At 58.1% G+C, this 18,010-nt stretch carries 15 protein-coding genes; 6 read left to right on the plus strand and 9 right to left on the minus strand.

Annotated elements, in window-relative coordinates; genetic code table 11:
• Positions 1-4 precede the first annotated feature (4 nt).
• Genes GOW48_RS12190 through GOW48_RS12215 form a run of 6 tightly spaced genes read left to right on the plus strand, consistent with a single transcriptional unit; the run spans position 5 to position 6,751 of the window.
• Positions 5-1,714 (plus strand): IlvD/Edd family dehydratase, encoded by a 1,710-nt coding sequence (locus GOW48_RS12190; protein ID WP_170754115.1) that lies wholly within the window; start codon positions 5-7, stop codon positions 1,712-1,714.
• On the plus strand, positions 1,714-2,478 hold the full coding sequence (locus GOW48_RS12195; protein WP_170754117.1) for an SDR family NAD(P)-dependent oxidoreductase: 765 nt from the start codon (positions 1,714-1,716) through the stop codon (positions 2,476-2,478). Before GOW48_RS12190 ends, GOW48_RS12195 begins: the two co-directional genes overlap by 1 nt.
• 4 nt (positions 2,479-2,482) lie before the next feature.
• Positions 2,483-3,376, plus strand: a complete 894-nt coding sequence (locus GOW48_RS12200; protein WP_170754119.1) for a 2-dehydro-3-deoxygalactonokinase — start codon at positions 2,483-2,485, stop codon at positions 3,374-3,376.
• A complete protein-coding gene (locus tag GOW48_RS12205; RefSeq protein ID WP_170754121.1) occupies positions 3,373-3,978 on the plus strand; it encodes a 2-dehydro-3-deoxy-6-phosphogalactonate aldolase in 606 nt (201 codons plus the stop codon). The genes GOW48_RS12200 and GOW48_RS12205 overlap by 4 nt, the downstream gene beginning before the upstream one ends.
• The gene (locus GOW48_RS12210; protein ID WP_170754123.1) at positions 3,975-4,835 is read left to right on the plus strand and encodes an SMP-30/gluconolactonase/LRE family protein; all 861 of its coding nucleotides are present in this window, start codon (positions 3,975-3,977) and stop codon (positions 4,833-4,835) included. Before GOW48_RS12205 ends, GOW48_RS12210 begins: the two co-directional genes overlap by 4 nt.
• Complete coding sequence (locus GOW48_RS12215) at positions 4,832-6,751, plus strand: beta-galactosidase (RefSeq protein WP_170754125.1); 1,920 nt, start codon at positions 4,832-4,834, stop codon at positions 6,749-6,751. Before GOW48_RS12210 ends, GOW48_RS12215 begins: the two co-directional genes overlap by 4 nt.
• A gap of 24 nt (positions 6,752-6,775) precedes the next feature.
• On the opposite strand, the gene GOW48_RS12220 is transcribed toward GOW48_RS12215, so the two are convergent.
• The 9 genes from GOW48_RS12220 to GOW48_RS12260 form a co-directional block, all read right to left on the minus strand.
• The gene (locus tag GOW48_RS12220) at positions 6,776-8,029 is read right to left on the minus strand and encodes an ABC transporter permease (protein ID WP_170754127.1); all 1,254 of its coding nucleotides are present in this window, start codon (positions 8,027-8,029) and stop codon (positions 6,776-6,778) included.
• Positions 8,026-8,946, minus strand: a complete 921-nt coding sequence (locus GOW48_RS12225) for an ABC transporter permease (RefSeq protein ID WP_170355122.1) — start codon at positions 8,944-8,946, stop codon at positions 8,026-8,028. The genes GOW48_RS12220 and GOW48_RS12225 overlap by 4 nt, the downstream gene beginning before the upstream one ends.
• Before the next feature lie 10 nt (positions 8,947-8,956).
• Positions 8,957-10,069, minus strand: coding sequence for an ABC transporter ATP-binding protein (locus tag GOW48_RS12230; protein WP_170754128.1), 1,113 nt, complete (start codon positions 10,067-10,069; stop codon positions 8,957-8,959).
• A 115-nt stretch (positions 10,070-10,184) separates the two neighbouring features.
• Positions 10,185-11,309, minus strand: a complete 1,125-nt coding sequence (locus GOW48_RS12235; RefSeq protein WP_170355124.1) for an extracellular solute-binding protein — start codon at positions 11,307-11,309, stop codon at positions 10,185-10,187.
• Positions 11,310-11,623: 314 nt separating this feature from the next.
• Positions 11,624-12,712, minus strand: coding sequence for an ABC transporter ATP-binding protein (locus tag GOW48_RS12240; protein ID WP_170355125.1), 1,089 nt, complete (start codon positions 12,710-12,712; stop codon positions 11,624-11,626).
• 3 nt (positions 12,713-12,715) lie between these two features.
• Entirely contained in the window at positions 12,716-14,371 is a 1,656-nt protein-coding gene (locus GOW48_RS12245; RefSeq protein WP_170754130.1) for an alpha-glucosidase, read from the minus strand.
• A 9-nt stretch (positions 14,372-14,380) separates the two neighbouring features.
• The gene (locus tag GOW48_RS12250; protein ID WP_170754132.1) at positions 14,381-15,529 is read right to left on the minus strand and encodes a carbohydrate ABC transporter permease; all 1,149 of its coding nucleotides are present in this window, start codon (positions 15,527-15,529) and stop codon (positions 14,381-14,383) included.
• Positions 15,530-15,533: 4 nt separating this feature from the next.
• Entirely contained in the window at positions 15,534-16,541 is a 1,008-nt protein-coding gene (locus GOW48_RS12255) for a carbohydrate ABC transporter permease (protein WP_170754134.1), read from the minus strand.
• A 63-nt stretch (positions 16,542-16,604) separates the two neighbouring features.
• Positions 16,605-17,873: an ABC transporter substrate-binding protein gene (locus GOW48_RS12260; protein ID WP_170754137.1), complete on the minus strand. Its 1,269-nt coding sequence runs from the start codon at positions 17,871-17,873 to the stop codon at positions 16,605-16,607.
• Positions 17,874-18,010: the final 137 nt, after the last annotated feature.

Genomic DNA, 18,010 nt, shown 5'->3' on the forward strand with positions numbered 1-18,010 from the left:
GCAAATGACCAAGAAACGCCGATCAGAACACTGGTATGGAAAGCTGGACAAGGACGGGTTCATCCACCGCTCGTGGATGAAAAACCAGGGCTTTCCAGACCACGCTTTTGATGGCCGCCCCATTATCGGCATCTGCAACACATGGTCGGAACTGACACCCTGCAACTCGGGCCTGCGCGATCTGGCCGAGGGCGTAAAGCGTGGCGTGTGGGAGGCAGGTGGCTTCCCTGTCGAATTCCCGGTCATGTCGCTGGGCGAGACCCAGATGAAGCCCACCGCCATGCTGTTTCGCAACCTTTTGGCCATGGATGTCGAGGAATCGATCCGCGCCTATGGCATTGACGGTGTTGTCCTGCTGGGCGGGTGCGACAAGACCACGCCGGGCCAGTTGATGGGCGCGGCCTCGGTCGATCTGCCGTCAATCGTGGTCAGTTCCGGCCCGATGCTGAACGGCAAGTTCAAGGGCAAAGATATCGGCTCGGGCACGGATGTGTGGAAGTTCTCGGAAGAGGTCCGCGCGGGCGAAATGACCCTGCAGGATTTCATGAACGCCGAATCCGGCATGTCGCGCAGTAAGGGTGTCTGCATGACCATGGGCACGGCCTCCACTATGGCGTCCTTGGTTGAGGCAATGGGCATGTCCCTGCCCACCAATGCCGCTCTGCCCGCCGTTGATGCGCGCCGTATGGCGCTGGCGCATCTGACCGGAAAACGGATTGTCGAGATGGTGGACGAAGACCTCAAACCCTCGGATATCCTGACCAAAGAGGCGTTCCAGAACGCTATCCTGACCAATGCTGCGGTGGGCGGGTCGACCAACGCGGTGGTTCACCTGCTGGCGCTGGCGGGTCGCGTCGGCGTGGACCTGACGCTGAAGGATTTTGAAATCGGGTCAGAGATCCCGCTGCTGGTGAACTGTATGCCCTCGGGGCAATACCTGATGGAGGATTTCTGCTATGCCGGTGGTGTTCCGGTGGTGCTGAACGAACTCAAACCCTTCCTGCGGCCAGCGAAAACGGTTCTGAACAAGGATATCTCGGCCCATTTTGACGGTGCTGAGTGTTATAACTCCGATGTTATCCGGCCCTTTGACGGTCCGGTCAAACCTGCGGCGGGGCTGCGGGTCTTGCGCGGCAACCTCGCGCCCAACGGAGCCATCGTGAAACCCTCGGCGGCGACAGATGAATTGCTGGAAACCGAAGCCGAAGCCTATGTTTTTGAAAGCATCGAAGACCTGAAGGCCAATATCGACCGCGATGATCTGCCGGTGAAGCCCGAGACCATTCTGGTGCTCAAGGGCTGCGGCCCCAAGGGCTATCCGGGCATGCCCGAGGTCGGCAACATGCCGATCCCGGCCAAGTTGGTAAAAGAAGGCGTGCGCGACATGATCCGCATCTCGGACGCGCGCATGTCGGGCACCGCCTTCGGCACCGTCATCCTGCATGTCAGCCCCGAGGCGCAGGCGGGCGGCACGCTGGCGTTGGTCAAGACCGGTGACCGCATCCGTGTATCGGCCAGCAATGGCGAACTGGAACTGCTGGTGGATGAAAAGGAGCTGGACGCCCGCCGCGTCGCGTGGCAACCGGACGATCCGCACTACACCCGCGGCTATGCCCGGCTTTACATCGACCATGTGCTGCAAGCCGATCAGGGCGCGGATCTTGATTTTCTGGTGGGCAAAGACACCCGCCTTGTCACCCGAGAGAGCCACTGATGACCCAACCCGCCACCTTCCACGACCTGAACGGGGCCTCGGTCTACATCACCGGCGGTGGGTCCGGCGTGGGTGCAGCCCTGACCGATGGGTTTATGGCTCAAGGGGCCAATGTAGCCTTTATCGGACGCTCAGACGCCAGCGAATTTGTCGAGCAGATGCGCGACAAGCACGGCCGCGCACCCTTATTCCTGCAAGGCGATATGACCGATATCGACTTGCTGCACGCCACCATGCAACAGGCCGCCCAGGCACATGGCCCCCTGAACGTGCTGGTCAACAACGCTGCCAATGACAAGCGCCACTCGCTTGAAGAAACCACGCCCGAATTCTGGGACTGGATGATCGAAGTCAACCTGAAGGCTTATTTCTTTGCCTGCCAGCAGGCCGCGCAGCAGATGACGGCGGGCGGGGCGATCATCAATTTCAGCTCGATCAGCTACATGATGGGGAATGGGGGCTATCCCATCTACACCACCGCGAATGCCGGTATCACCGGCATGACCCGGTCGCTTGCGCGTGAGCTCGGGCCCCAGAACATCCGTGTCAACGCCCTAGCCCCTGGCTGGGTTCTGACGCAAAAACAGCTGGATATGTGGGCCACGCCCGACGATCTGGCCGCCCACATGGAACGGCAGTGCCTCAAGGAGCACTTGACCCCCGAAGACATGATTGCGCCTACCTTGTTTCTGGCTTCAAACGCCAGCCGCGCCATGACCGGACAGTGCATGGTGGTAGATGGCGGCGTCGTGGTAACGGGGTAGCAGCATGAGTATTGAATGGATTGCAGCGGATTGGGGCACCTCTCACTTGCGGGTTTGGGCCATGCAGGGCGGCAACGTTCTGGATCAGGCTCAATCCGACAAAGGGATGGGTAAGCTTCCGAAAGATGGGTTTCAAAACGCGCTGTTGGAACTGATCGATGACTGGTTAGGGGACGCACCGGTCGATGTCGTCGCCTGCGGCATGGTCGGTGCGCGCCAGGGTTGGGTTGAGGCCCCCTACTCGGCCGTGCCAACGGCCCCGGTGCCTGAAACGCCTATTCGTGTACCAAATACAGACCCCCGCATTCGCGCTTTTGTGGTGCCCGGTCTGAAACAGGCTGCCCCGCCAGATGTGATGCGTGGCGAGGAAACGCAAATCGCTGGTTTCCTGTCTGGGCGCAAGAACTGGGATGGTGTGATATGCCTGCCCGGAACGCATACCAAATGGGTCCAAGTCAGCGCCGACGAGGTCGTCAGCTTCCGAACTTTCATGACAGGCGAGATGTTCAGTCTGCTTAGTGAGCAATCTGTTCTCAGACACTCAGTCAGTGACGGCTGGGATCAGGACGCTTTCGCCGAGGCCACGGCGGACACCCTGTCGAAACCCGAACAGATGGCGGCGCGCTTGTTTGGGCTGCGCGCATCGGATTTGTTGAACGCAGATGATCCGGGCGCCGCGCGCGCGCGATTGTCAGGTTACCTCATCGGGGCAGAACTGGCCGCCACGCGCCCCTACTGGCTGGGGCAACAAATCGCAATCATCGGGGCCGACAACCTTTCTAAAATCTATGCGCACGCGCTTAAACAGCAGGGCGCATTTGCTGAAATTGCGAACAATACCCAGGCCACTCTGGAGGGTCTGCGGCAAGCCCGGAACCGCACGAGGCAAACAGCATGAGCAGACCCATCATCGCCATTCTCAGAGGGCTGCGTCCTACCGAAGCTGCAGATGTAGGCGCCACCCTGATCGACGCTGGCATCGACAAAATCGAAGTTCCGCTGAACTCTCCCGACCCGCTCGATAGCATCGGGATTCTAGCCGACAAATACGGCGAAAAATCCCTGATTGGCGCTGGTACAGTCTTGGCCACATATCAAGTGGAGGCCGTGGCCGCTGTCGGAGGTAAGCTGATCGTTTCACCGAACTGCGACATCGATGTCATCAAACGATCGGTCAGTCTGAACCTGCAAAGCTGGCCTGGCATCTATACACCTACCGAAGCGTTCAATGCTCTCAAGGCCGGGGCAACCGGCCTTAAGCTGTTTCCCGGCGTAATGGCAGGCCCCGCGGGTTTGGCTGCATTGCGCCCCGTTTTGCCTGCAGGCACACAAGTCTTCGCCGTCGGTGGCGCAGGCCCTGAAAACTTTGGCGAGTGGATCAACGCCGGCGCAGATGGGTTCGGCATAGGATCAGCCCTGTTCAAACCGGGTATGTCAGTGTCCGAGATTGCCGAGCGCGCCCGCAAGATCGTTGCGGCCTATGACAAGGCGGTTGGATGAACTCCGTCTACGACGATCGCCCCTGCGAGCTGGGCGAGGGGCCGCTGTGGCACCCCGGTCGGCGACAGCTGTTCTGGTTCGACATTCTTGGCAAACGGCTGCTCACGCAACGTGACGGTGTGCCCCAAAGCTGGCAATTCGATGAACATGTCTCAGCCGCAGGGTGGGTCAACCGGGGCGTGCTGCTTATTGCGTCTGAAACCGGCCTGTGGCGGTTCAGCCTGGACACTGGCGAAAAAGAGTTGATCGCAACACTAGAGGCAGAGAATTCCATAACGCGCTCGAATGATGGCCGGGCTGATCCGTGGGGCGGGTTCTGGATCGGAACGATGGGCAAGAACGCGGAACATGGGGCTGGATCGATCTATCGGTTCTGGCGCGGCGAAGTCCGCCGTTTGGTGCCAGATGTCACGATCTCTAACGCCATCTGTTTCGCGCCGGACCGATCCTGTGCCTATTTTTCTGACACAATGACCAAACAGGTTATGCGCTGGTCGCTGAACCCTCAGACTGGCTGGCCGGAAGGCGACAGCACCGTTTTCCTTGACCTGCGCGATGATCACCTGAACCCTGACGGCGCGGTGGTAGATACCGAAGGCCAGATATGGATCGCGCAATGGGGTGCGCATCGCGTCGCAGTGTATTCTCCTGACGGGCAGTTCCTGAAAGCCGTGACCTTTGACGCGGCGCATACGTCATGCCCGGCGTTTGGAGGCGACGATTTGACAACCCTTTTCTGCACAACCGCGCGCCAAGGGCTGGATGCCGAAACGCTTAGAAACCATCCCACAAACGGTATGACCTTTGCCGCACCAAATGCGGGGCAAGGCCAGCCAGAACACAGAGTGATCCTATGACTCCCGAACTCGGCGTCTGCTATTACCCCGAACACTGGCCAGAAGAAAACTGGGCTGAGGATGCCGCCCGCATGGTCGAGACCGGGCTGTCCTGGGTACGCATTGGCGAATTCGCCTGGAGTCGGATGGAGCCTACTCCAGGCGATTTGCAATTCGACTGGCTGGATCGGGCCATTGAAACACTCGGTGCAGCCGGTCTGAAAGTGGTTCTGGGAACCCCGACTGCCACACCTCCGCGGTGGATGATTGAGAAACATCCTGACATGCTGGCAATGAATCCGGATGGAAGCCCACGCGAATTTGGTTCTCGCAGGCACTACTGCTTTAGCCATGAAGGTTATATCGCGGAATGCGCGCGGATCACCCGTATCATGAGCGAACGCTATGGTCGAAACCCTCACATCGCAGCATGGCAGATAGACAATGAATACGGCTGCCATGACACAACCCTCAGCTACAGCCCGGTCGCGCTTGTCGCGTTTCAGAGCTGGCTTGAAGCGAAATATGGCTCGATTGACACGTTAAATACGGCGTGGGGTAATGTGTTCTGGTCGATGGAATATGACGGGTTCGACCAGATTGACCTGCCCAACCTAACTGTGACTGAACCCAACCCCGCCCATGTTCTGGCCTTTCGCCGGTTCAGCTCGGATCAGGTGGTGGTGTTCAACAAAGCACAAGTGGACGTGTTACGCGGGCAGACCGACGCGCCGTTGTTGCACAATTACATGGGTCGCGTGCTGGAGTTCGACCATTTCAAGGTGGGCGAGGACTTGGATATCGCCACGTGGGATAGCTATCCGATCGGTTTTCTGTCGGACCGTCTTGAGGCGGATGAGGCGCACAAGACCGCCTTTTTGCAACAGGGTGATCCTGACATGCAAGCCTTCCACCACGACCTCTACCGCGCGGTGGGGCGGGGTCGCTGGTGGGTGATGGAGCAACAACCCGGCCCGGTGAACTGGGCCCCATACAACCCGGCGCCGCTGCCGGGTATGGTCAAGCTCTGGTCGCTTGAGGCTGTCGCCCATGGCGCCGAGGTGGTCAGCTACTTCCGCTGGCGTCAGGCACCGTTCGCACAAGAACAGATGCATGCCGGGCTTTTGACGCCGAATGATCGCCCGGCCCCCGGATTAACTGAAGCGCGGGAAACTGCAGACACCTTAGCCGAAATCGGTCCGGTGGCCCAAACAAGGGCAGACGCTGCCATTCTGTTCGACTATGCCTCGGATTGGGCATGGGCGACACAGCCTCAAGGCGCTGGGTTTGATTACTTCCGGCTGGTGTTCTCGGCCTATCGCGCCCTGCGCCGGGCGGGGCTGTCGGCGGATTTCCTTTCACCCGACACAATCCCAGAGAACGGATACAAAATCATTCTGGCACCGGGCCTGGCGACAATCGACAAAGACCTTGAACATCGCATCCAACAGGGATGCACTCTGGCGATCCTTGGACCGCGCAGTGGGGCGATCACACACGATTTTCAGATCCCAAGCACAGGCCGCCCCGGATTAACCGGATTGGACAGCGAAGTTGATCTGATTGAGACCTTGCCACCGTCGATCCAACGAAACGTCACAGGTGGTGGTGCGGCCCAGCATTGGGTTGAGCGGTTGTCGGGAACAGCTCCGGCCTTGTTGACTCATGCAGATGGCACCCCCGCGCTTACAGGTACAGATACCCTTTGGTACCTCGCTGGGTTTCCCGATGAGCCTCTATGGGATCGCGTCGTTCAAATGGCGGCCCAACATACCGGTTTGAAACTGCATCCTGTTCCCGGTGGCCTGCGCCGCCGCGAGACTGAACACCACGTGTTCCTGATCAACTACAACGCGACGCCGGTCACGTGGAACGGGCACGTGATTGATGCCTGTGATGTACTGATCGTTGAGAAAGAAACGCCCGCCGAAGGATAATTCCGGCGGGCGTGATTGACGTCGCTAGTCTGTCTTCAGACTGTTCGGATCAAAGGCCCCGCCGAACCCACCGTTTGTCGACGGCTGCGGCTCCGAGCTCGACTCCTCGTCGCCTCCGCCCAACGTGTTCGGTGCAAACACATTGCCAAACCCGCTGTTGTTTGACGGTTTCGGCATTGATTGCGCACCACCCTGTTCGGCCTCTTCCGCTTCGCGCTGTTTGCGGCGTTCTTCACGTTGCTTGCGCAGTTCTTGAATACGTTGCTCCGCCTCAAGCTGCTTTTGCTCTTTGACGTTGGCGATGCATTGCGCAGGGTTATAGGCTGTCGCGGTGCCAACCACGGTGATCGTGGCCACGCCGAAGACAACCACCAAAAGGGCCGCCACGTTGCCCGCGAAGAAGCTGGGCAACTTGATCTTGCCCGCCAATTCCTCGACCGTGGCGTTCTTGCGCGCGGCGGCCACCAGCTCTTGCCGTTTCAGCTTGGCTTCATTCAGTAGAGCAAAGAACACAGTTAGCGCCACGATGATGAAGGCCAAAGCCGAGATCGAAGGCGTGATGCCGTACCGCACCTTTTGCGCCAGTTCGATGGTCAGCGTCGGGTATTCGCCAAAGGTGAAAGTGGTCGTGTTGTAGTTCTCGAACGACGCGAGGAATGCCAGCACTGCGGCGCTTGCAATCGCGGGTCGCATGAAGGGCAGCAGGATCTTGCGGAATGCCTGCGCATGGGTCGCACCAAGGTCCAGCGCGGCCTCGGTCAAGGCCACGTCGTATCGCTGCAGACGCGCCACCAGCACCAGCATGCAGTAACTGGCGATAAAGGTGGACTGGCCAATCACCGTCAGGAAGATGCCGTTCGACAACACACTATCCGCGCCCAGCCCGAGCATCCGGTTGATCCGGTCCCAGAACACCAGTGTCGAAATCCCCAGCACAACGCCGGGGATCAGGATCGGCGCGATGATGATAGTGTAATAAGTCGCGCGCAGCTTGGGCCAGATTTGGGTCAGCATCAGCGCCCCCGCCAGCCCCATCGCAACCGACAAAACCACCGTACCGGCCCCGATTATTAGCGAGTTCTTGATGCCGTTCAGGATACGCTGATCCTGAAACAGTTCTCCGAACCACTGGAAGGTCAGGCATTCCCACGGGGTCATCCGTGGGAATGCGGACGAGTTGAAGGCTGTGACTGACATGATCACCAGCGGGCCCAGCAGATACAGGAAGAAGATCGCCAGATAGACCCAGATGCTGATACGCAGGAAGGACAGGTTCATTTCCCGATATCCCCCATATTCACCTTGAACAGGCGCATCACGGCCAGCACGAACAGGATACAGGTCACCAGCAGCACGATGGCGTAGGCGGCCCCCTGCGGCCAGTCATTATTATCGTTGAACTGCTGATAGATCAGCTGCGTGAACCACAGCGAGGACGGCCCGCCCAGAATCTGCGGCGCGGCCAGCGCGCCAGCCGACAACATGAACACCATCGTACAGCCCGAGCTGATCCCCGGCTTGGCGTAAGGAATAACTACCCGCCAGTGAATACGCCACCAGGGCGCACCCAGATCCCGCGCGGCCTCGATCTGATTGTGGTCCAGACTTTCGATCACGTTATAGATCGGGAAAATCATCAGCAGGATGTAGGCATAGCCAAGCCCTGCATAGAGCGCGATATCGTTGCGGATAAAGTCAAACGGCGTATCCCAGATGCCCAGCCCCATGAACAAGGTATTCAGCACACCTGTCTCGCCAAAGATAATCCGCAAAGCAAAGGCACGCAGGATTTCGTTAATCCAGTAGGGGATGATCAGCATGATCGCAAAGATGCGGATGTGGCTGCCTTTGGACTGACCCAGATAATAGGCGATCGGGTAGCACAGGATCAGGTTGAAGATCGTCACACAGACCGCAGCCAGCAAAGTGCGGAAAAACACGCGCAGATCAACTGCGTTATAGTCCTGACTGCCGCCTTCGGGGCCGTAGATCAGGTATTTGTAGTTCTCCAGCGTATAGACATCCTTTGGCCCGCCAATCTCGGGCGGAGGCAGGTTGGGCCGGAATGAGAAATCCAGCATCGACAACTGAGGGAGGATGATCAGGCCGATGGTCCAGAAGATCACCAGACCCAGAATCGCCAGCCCCATGCCTGTGCCATTGCGGTTGAAGAATTCTTTCAGGAAACGGGGCATGTGATTTCCCCTATTCCGCAGCCAGCTCACCTGCCGGAACCAGAACCGCGTTGCGGGTCTCGTATTCCAGCCGGATGGTCTGGCCTGTGTGATCCTCGAAGGATTGCCCGACATTGGGCAGGGATACCTTGATCTCTTTACCACCGTCGCCTTCGGTGAAAATGTTGAAGACGTTGCCTTCGAATTCTTCGTGCTTCACACGTGCCGTAACGCAATGGTCGCCCGGGGCGTCATCGGAAGCGATAGCAAAGGCTTCGGGTCGGACGAACATCATTGCCTCATCTCCTTCGCGCATCTTGCCCTGATTTGCAGTGGAGATCCGCGCCACCAGATCGCCGGTGCGATTGGTCGAGATCACGGCTTCAGTCCCCATGACCCGCCTGATCTTGCCTCGGAACACGTTGTTTTCCCCAACGAACGAGGCCGCAAAAGCCGTGTTTGGGTCATTGTAAATCGTCTTGCCGTCAGCAATCTGGTCGATCACACCCGCCCGCATCACGGCGATGTTGTCGGACATGGTCAGCGCCTCGCCTTGATCGTGGGTGATGTAAATAAAAGTAATCCCCACACGTTGCTGAATCTCGCGCAGTTCGGTGCGCATATGCTGGCGCAGCTTCAGGTCCAGCGCCGAGAGCGGCTCGTCCAGCAGCAATACGTCGGGTTCGGCGCACAGGGCGCGCGCGATGGCCACACGCTGACGCTGGCCGCCTGAGAGTTCACTAGGCAGTTTGTCGCCCTGCCCCGGCAAGGCGATCATGTCCAGCAACTCATCCGCGCGTTTGCGGCGCTCTCTGGCACTGGCTCCTTTGATTTCCATTGAGAAGGTGATGTTCTCCCAGACCTTCATCAGCGGAAACAGTGCGAGGTTCTGGAAGATCAGTGCAGTGGGCCGTTTGTTCGGGCCGATCCCGCGCATGTCGTTGCCACCGATCAGAACCTTGCCTTCGCTGGGATCAAGAAAGCCGGAAACAGCCCGCAAGATCGTCGTCTTGCCGCAGCCCGAGGGGCCAAGGAACGAAAAGAAATCCCCCCCGTTGATGTTCACATTAGCATCCCGCACGGCGACGAAATCGCCGAACCGAATCCACAGGTTTTCCAGATCTACACCGACCCCTGCACTCATTTTAGGTATCTCCGTCTGGTGCGGATGGGGACCACACCGATATAGTGTCCGTCACGCCAAAGCGCACGGATGGATGGCCCCCCGCGACATCGCGGAGGGCGTCGTTTCAAAGCGATCAGGCGCTTTTGAACTTGTTGACGAACTCAGTCCGGGTTTCGGCGTACCACGGTGCCTCAGCCGGCCACGGGTTGAGGTTGGCCAGCGAGTCGCCCGGATAAGCCTCGGCAAAGTTCTTCTTGTAGGTGTCGCCCGAATATTGATCGGCACCCAGAACTGGCGAGTTATAGCCGTGGCTGTCGATCGCCACACCAGCCGGCTTCGCCTGATAGGCAAAGTCGATGAAGGCGTAGATCTGATCGATATTCGTCGCACCGGTCGGAATCGACATACCGTCAACCCAGGCCATCGCACCTTCAACAGGGGCTTGGTAGTGTACAGGCTCGCCTGCCGATTTCAACGCCAGCGGTGGGCCGTCCCAAGTCTGACCAACCACAACACCTTCGTTCAGCAGACCGTTTTTCTGAGTATCCGCGTCATTCCAGATCAGCTTGATCCGGTTCTTGCGCTCGATGCACCAGTCGGCGATCTGGCCCCAAACCTTGCGCATGGTGTCTTCGTCACCATAAGCGGCCCAGACCGAACCCGGCTCCATCTCACCCGAACGTTCCATGTAAAGACCTGCGCCCAGCATCATCGAATGCGCGCGACCCATGGTTTTGCCCGCGTTCTCCTCGGACCATACATCGCCATAAGACGGCGCATCGCCTTCGGGCAGCCATAGATCGGTGCGATAGGCAATGCCCTCGGTGCCCCAGATATGCGGCAGCCAATGCACGCCCGCGTCACCAAAGTTCCACGCATCCGTGCCAATCGCAGCCATCGCCGGGTTCACCAGATCAATCGGCACCTTATTCATGTCGAAGGGCTGCAACAGCTCCAGCGGTTCCCACTGCAAGGACCGGTTGTTGGTGGGCGAGACGATGTCAAAGCCCTGGCCTTTGGTGGCCTTCATCTTGTTGATGATCTCTTCGTTCGAACCAATACCAGTATAGTTGACCTTGATTCCGGTCAGAGTTTCAAACTCCTGCAGGAAGGACGGCGGCAGGTAGTCCGACCACATCAGGATGTTGATTTCACCCGACGAGGCCAGCGCGCTTTTGCTATAAAGCGGGGCAGCCAGCGCCGCCGCACCAGCGCCTTTCAGGACTGTCCGCCGGGACAGGGTCTTGAATTCAGTCATAGTTGTATCTCCCGTTTTCATTAGTTTTTTGTTTTTGTGTTTACACGCTAGACCTTTGCGAGACCTCTGTCAGTCCAAAAGTGACAGTTATCAGTTTTCATAGGTCCAGTTTGCGCTGCTCTCTTGCACGATCCTGTGCGCAATTCAGCAAATGCACGGCTCTGGCCCGAAAAACATCAAAATTGCAGAAACGTTAAAAATATGCCGCTTGATCCACATGCCGATAAATGAGGCAAAACGGAGCAGACCCGCTTACATGTCGAGTGAAGCAGGCAAAACCAGATATGAGAGTGCTTTAGTGATTTCCAGAAGAATCAGGATGTTGCGCGCATGCTTTTGCCATCATGGAACAAGTGAACTTTCTCAGGGCTAGCCGAGACTCCGACTGTTTGCCCTCTTTTGCCGCGTTGAATCCCTTGCAATTTGGCAATGACGGCTTCGGCGCCTTTACGACTCTCGAAATACAGCAAAGTCACCTCGCCCAATGCTTCTGTGAAATCGACAACGCCTTCGAACGCAGGGTTTTCATCGGTGGGTACAAAGTCTTCGGGCCGGATGCCGACATTGACCTGCTTGCCAATGTCTTGCTCTTGGGTCGCGATACTGCTTGTAACCGTTCCGCCTGAATCCAGATCAACCACCGTCTCGGAACCAGTTTGCACGATGACACCTGGCAACAGGTTCATCGCCGGAGAGCCTATGAACTGCGCGACAAACTCATTGTCGGGTGTTTCATACAACTCCAACGGAGTACCAACCTGTGCGATACCCTTGTTGGCCAGAACAACAATCCGAGTGGCCAGTGTCATGGCCTCAACTTGATCGTGGGTCACGTAGATCATTGTGCTGTCGGGCATCGCCTCTTTCAGGCGCGCAATTTCAATGCGCGTCGCAACACGCAGGGCCGCGTCGAGGTTCGAAAGCGGTTCGTCGAACAGATAGACCTTGGGATCGCGCACAATGGCCCGCCCAATGGCAACCCGCTGACGCTGCCCCCCGGACAGAGCCTTGGGCAAACGGTCCAGAAACGGTTCAAGCTGAAGTATACGCGCGGCGCGTTCGACAGCGGCATCCACATCCGCCGCAGGCATTTTGGCGATCTTGAGGGCAAAGGCCATATTCTCGCGCACGGTCATGTGGGGATAAAGCGCATAGCTTTGGAACACCATCGCAATGCCGCGCTGCGCCGGGGGCACATCGTTCATCACCTGCCCTTCGATCTCAAGCGTCCCGCCCGAGATCTTCTCCAGCCCTGCAATCATACGTAGCAAGGTGGACTTACCGCAGCCCGAAGGGCCGACGAAAACGATCAGCTCGCCCCGGTCAATGTCCAGATTGATGTTCTTCAGAACATCCACATGACCATATGTCTTGGCCACGTCCGTGAGTTTGAGTTCAGACATAACCTACCCCTTGTCCCGCGCCAGCAGACAGAATTGCGCAGCGTCGAGGGACAATGCCCCTTCCCCGTCGACGCTGCCCAACTCCTCCCCGATTATGTACCATTTTCCGTCCGGCAGAGTGACCTCAGCCGGGTCCGAGCCCAGGTTGAAGGCGCAGAAAACCTGCTCGGTCGGCGCGTCGCGCAGAAAAGTCAGAACAGGACCGATTTGGGTCATCTGCATCTGCTCCCCGGACATCAGTGCCGGATGCGCATGCCGCAGCGCAATTGCGCGACGATAGTGGCGCAGCATCGAGTTCGGGTCCTGTTCCAGCCTGTCTACCGCGCGCTCGGCTTGCAGCGGGCTGACGGGCAGCCAAGGACGACCGGCGCTAAATCCCGATTGCTCGTCCTGCGCGGTCCAGACCATCGGCGTGCGGCATCCGTCGCGGCCTTTGAATTCTGGCCAGAACTCGATGCCGTAGGGATCTTGCAGGTCTTCGAATGCCACATCGGCCTCGGGCAGGCCCAGTTCCTCACCCTGATACAGGCAGGCAGAGCCGCGAAGGCACATCATCAGAACCGCGTGCTGTCGAACGGCCTCGTCGCTTAATCCCCAACGTGTCGCGTGTCGCTGAACGTCGTGGTTCGAGAAGGCCCAGCAAGGCCACGCATCACCGGCCTTGTCCTCTAACTGATCGAAAACCTGTTTGGCATAAGTCGCCGTCAGCGCGCGTTTTTCCAGAAACTCAAAGGCATAGCACATGTGCATCCGCTTATCGCCGGTGGTGTATTCTCCCATGATCTCAAGCCCGCGCTGCGCGTCGCCGACCTCTCCCAGACAGGCGCGGCCTTCATATTCATCAGTCAGCGCGCGCAGCCGTTCGAGGAAGGCGATATTCTCAGGCTGGCTTTTGGAGAAAAGGTGATCCTGATGGTTGTAGGGGTTCACCATCGGCGCAATCGAGGCGTTGCGTTGATCCATCGGCAGGTCGGGGTTGTCGCGCAGCTGCTTGTCGTGGAAGTAAAAGTTGATCGTGTCCAGCCGGAACCCATCTACGCCCAAATCCAGCCAGAACCTAGCCACATCCAACAAGGCGTCCTGAACCGCTGGGCAATGGAAATTCAAGTCGGGCTGCGAAGTCAGGAAGTTGTGCAGATAATACTGCAACCGCCGCGAATCCCACTGCCAGGCCGAGCCTCCGAAGATCGACAACCAGTTGTTTGGCGGCGTTCCGTCCGGTTTCGGGTCCGCCCAGACATACCAATCGGACTTTTCGCTTTCGCGGTTGGACCTGCTCTCGCTAAACCACGGGTGCTGATCCGAGGTATGCGACAACACAAGATCGATCATCACTTTCAGCCCAAGCCCATGCGACTGATCCAGAAGCTCTTTGAAATCCGCCATCGTTCCGAACATCGGATCGACATCGCGGTAATCGCTGACATCATATCCGAAGTCCTTCATCGGAGATTTGAAGAACGGCGAAATCCAGATCGCATCGACCCCAAGCGAGGCGATATAGCCCAGACGCTGAGTAATCCCTTTCAGGTCGCCAATTCCGTCGCCGTTGCTGTCCTGAAAGCTGCGGGGATAGATCTGATAGATCACACCGCCACGCCACCAATCGGACGCTGCTTGGGTTGCCTTCGTTGTGTCCACAGTGTTCTGCACGTTCATCAGAAGCCTCTATTTGACGGATCCGGCCAGCAGGCCTCGGACCAGATATTTTTGCATTGCGAAGAAAACGATCAGCGGCACGGCGATCGATACGAACGCCGCCGTGGCCAGAATTTCCCAGTTGCCGCCCCGCGTGCCCAGCAACTCGACAATCTGGTTGGTCATGACGGTGGTCTGACCCGACGCGTCGATCAAAAAGACCTTGGCGACCAGCAGATCATTCCAAGTCCACAGGAACTGGAAGATCGCGAAAGAGGCCAGCGCCGGGAAACTCAGCGGAAGGATCAGTTTGGTGAAGATCTGAAACTCGGTCGCTCCGTCGACCCGCGCGTTTTCGATCAGGTCTCGGGGAAGGCCAGCCATGTAGTTGCGCAGCAGGTAGATTGCCAGAGGCATCCCGAACCCGGTATGGGCCATCCAAACCCCAAGATAGCCTTTCCCGATCCCGATATTGAGGTGGAATTTCAAAAGTGGGATCAGCGCCAGTTGCAACGGCACCACCAACAATCCAACTACGGCAGCAATCAGCAGGGCGCGGCCGGGGAAATCCATCCACGCCAACGCATAGGCCGCAAAGGCGGCCACCAAGATCGGAATGATCGTCGCAGGGATGGTCACAGTCAAAGTATTGAAGAACGCCCGCCCCATGCTGTCAGAGGAATCTTCGGCCAACAAAACCTTGTGGTAATTGGCCAACGTGAACTCGGGCGGCAATTCTGCGGTCACGAATACACGGGCGCCCCGGCTGCCGGTAAATTCTTCCGAATTCTCCATCCGGTAGTTGCCTTGCGCGTCCACGGTAATCGTACCACCCCGGCGCAGCTCAGCAGTGTCACCCGGAACAAATGCGTCCACGGCCCGAGAGCTGACACCCCATTGAGAGATCGTAGCCGTTGTGCCCGCGTCAAACAGGTTGCCTTCAATCACGTAAACCCCGTTTTCCAGAACCTGTGTGTCCGGCGCGGTGGACCGCAAAGTCAGGTTCTGTTCGGACGGGAAAAGCGATTTCCACCAGCCGCTTGTGGCAATTTGATCGGCCGTGCGAAAAGACGAGATCAACAGCCCAAGTGTTGGCACAACCCAAAGCACGACCAGAAATATGACCGAGGCATGGACGACCCAGCGCAGCGCCGGTTTGGTTCCTGCAATATCGCTCATGGCCTCACTCCATCTCTTTGCGCGCGTTGCGCACGTTCCAGATCAGGATCGGAGTGACCAGCAGCATAATCACCATGGCCGAGGCCGACCCCACACCCCAGTCATTGGCGCGGAACAGCTTGTCATACATGTAGTTGGCGAGAACCTGTGTCTCCCACTGGCCGTTGGTCATGGCAAAGACGATGTCAAAGACCTTGAGCACGGTGATGGTGATCGTGGTCCAAACGACCAGAATGGTGGTCTTGATCTGCGGCACCTTGATACGGAAGAAAATCTGGAACGGGTTGGCGCCATCCAGAATGGCGGCCTCGACGGTTTCCTCGGGGATGCCACGCAAGGCCGCGGACAGGATCACCATGGCAAAACCGGTTTGTATCCAGATCAGGACGACCATCAGGAAGAAACTGTTCCAGAACGGGATGGTCAGCCAAGTTTGCGGCTCGGTCCCGCCAAAGAAGATATAAAGCGCGTTCAGCATCCCGATCTGATCCTGCTCGGCTGGGCGAGTGTCATAGACCAGTTTCCAGATCACCGATGCACCCACAAAAGAAATCGCCATCGGCATGAAGATCAGCGACTTGGCGATATTGCCCCAACGAATGCGGTCGGTCAGTTGCGCAACCAAAAGACCCAAAGCGGTGGACATCGCTGGCACGATGATCAACCAGAACATGTTGTTGCGCATGGCTTCCCAGAATTTGGGCTCATTCGCCATCTGGATGTAGTTTTCCAGGCCCACCCATTCATAGCCCCCACCGGGCACCCGATCCGTAAGGGACAAGCGCAGCGTTTCAACCACCGGATAGGCCAGATACAGGCCCAACGCCGCCAACGCCGGGAACAGAAACAACCACGGACGGATCATGTTAGCGCGGTTGATATTGCGCCCTGCATTCGGGCCGCGCGCCGGGAACAGCACTTTGTCCAGAAATTGGTTGGAGAGGTAGAAATAGCCCACACACCCTGACACGCCGATGGCGATGGTCAGCAGGCCCTGTAATGCCGGATGCATGCCGCGTCTCCCTTGCGACGGTGGCAGGCAACCCGAACCAGCGGGTTGCCCGATCAGGAACGCTTAGTCCAGCGCGTCCCAGGAGGATTGGATTTCGTTGGCAACCTCTTCCGCCGAGGTCCCGCCAGCATAGTCGACCATGCCGGTCCAGAACGTCCCCGCGCCAACGCCGCCGGGCATTAGGTCAGACCCGTCAAACCGGAAGGTGGTTGCTCCCAGAAGGATGTCGTTCATCTTCTTCAACGTCGGATCCGAGAACAGCGAGGTATCAACGCCCTTATGCGGCGTCAGGAACCCGGTTAGCTGCATCCAGGTCTCGTGCGCTTCGGGGGTCTGCAGATACTCGATCAAAGCATGAGCGCCGGGGCTGTCATTGGTGATCGCCCAAAGCGTGCCCGCACCCAGAACCGGGCTGCCCAAGTCCTTGCTTTCATAGGCCGGGAAGTAGAAGAAATCCGCATCGTCACCCACGACCGTACCTTCCGGGAAGAATGCCGGGATGAACGAGGCCTGGCGGTGCAGATAGCATTGCGGCGGAGAGCTGAACATGCCTTTGGGACTGTCGCGGAAATCGGTTGTGGCCACGGCCCCTGCCCCACCGGCGACATAGTCGTCGTTGCGGGCGAAGGCTCCGAATTCCTCGATCGCTGCGATGACTTTGGGGTCATTGAATTTCATCTCATTGGCGACCCAGGCGTCATAATCCGCGGGCGATTGTGTACGCAGCATCATGTCCTCAACCCAGTCGGTCGCGGGCCAGCCGGTCGCCCCGCCAGACCCCAGACCGATGCACCAAGGCGTCTCGCCATCTGCCACAATCTGGTCCGTCAGAGCTTTGAGTTCCTCCATCGTGGTCGGCACTTCGTACCCGGCGTCCTCGAAGTTCTCGGGAACATACCAGACCAGCGATTTCACATCGACCTTGTAGAAAAATCCGTAAAGATTGTCTGCGCCGTCCGGGCCTCCGTAAGTCCCCAGATCGACCCAGGATTGGCCTGCAGCGTAATTGTCGCGAACCCAATCGGATGTGCCATCTGCCAAAGGCGTCAAGAATCCGGATTTGGCCATATCCGCTGCCAGACCGGGCTGCGGGAACACCGCAACGTTGGGGGCAGATCCTGCTTCCGCGTCGATGCGGATCTGCTGTTCGAAACTATCCGAGCCGACATAGGCGTACTCATGCCCAGTCGCAGCAGCAAAGCCGTCCAGCACTTTTTCGACATTTTCCTGATCCGGCCCCAACCAGGGGCCAAACACCGTGACCTTGTCGGCATGCGCCGCGCCCGCCATCAGGGCGAACGTTGCCGCGCCTGCGTAAAGCGAGTGTTTCATGAATTCTCCTCCCAACTCTGTTGCGCCCGTGAGACTCAGTTTTCAAAGCGCTTTGAATGACGGGTTTTATCCGCTAACATTCAAGTTCTGTCAATATTGGGTTTGAAATTCGTCAAAAAATTAATAAACACACGGCG

Source organism: Ruegeria lacuscaerulensis (assembly GCF_013033355.1).
In the GTDB taxonomy this organism is placed as follows: domain Bacteria; phylum Pseudomonadota; class Alphaproteobacteria; order Rhodobacterales; family Rhodobacteraceae; genus Ruegeria; species Ruegeria lacuscaerulensis_A.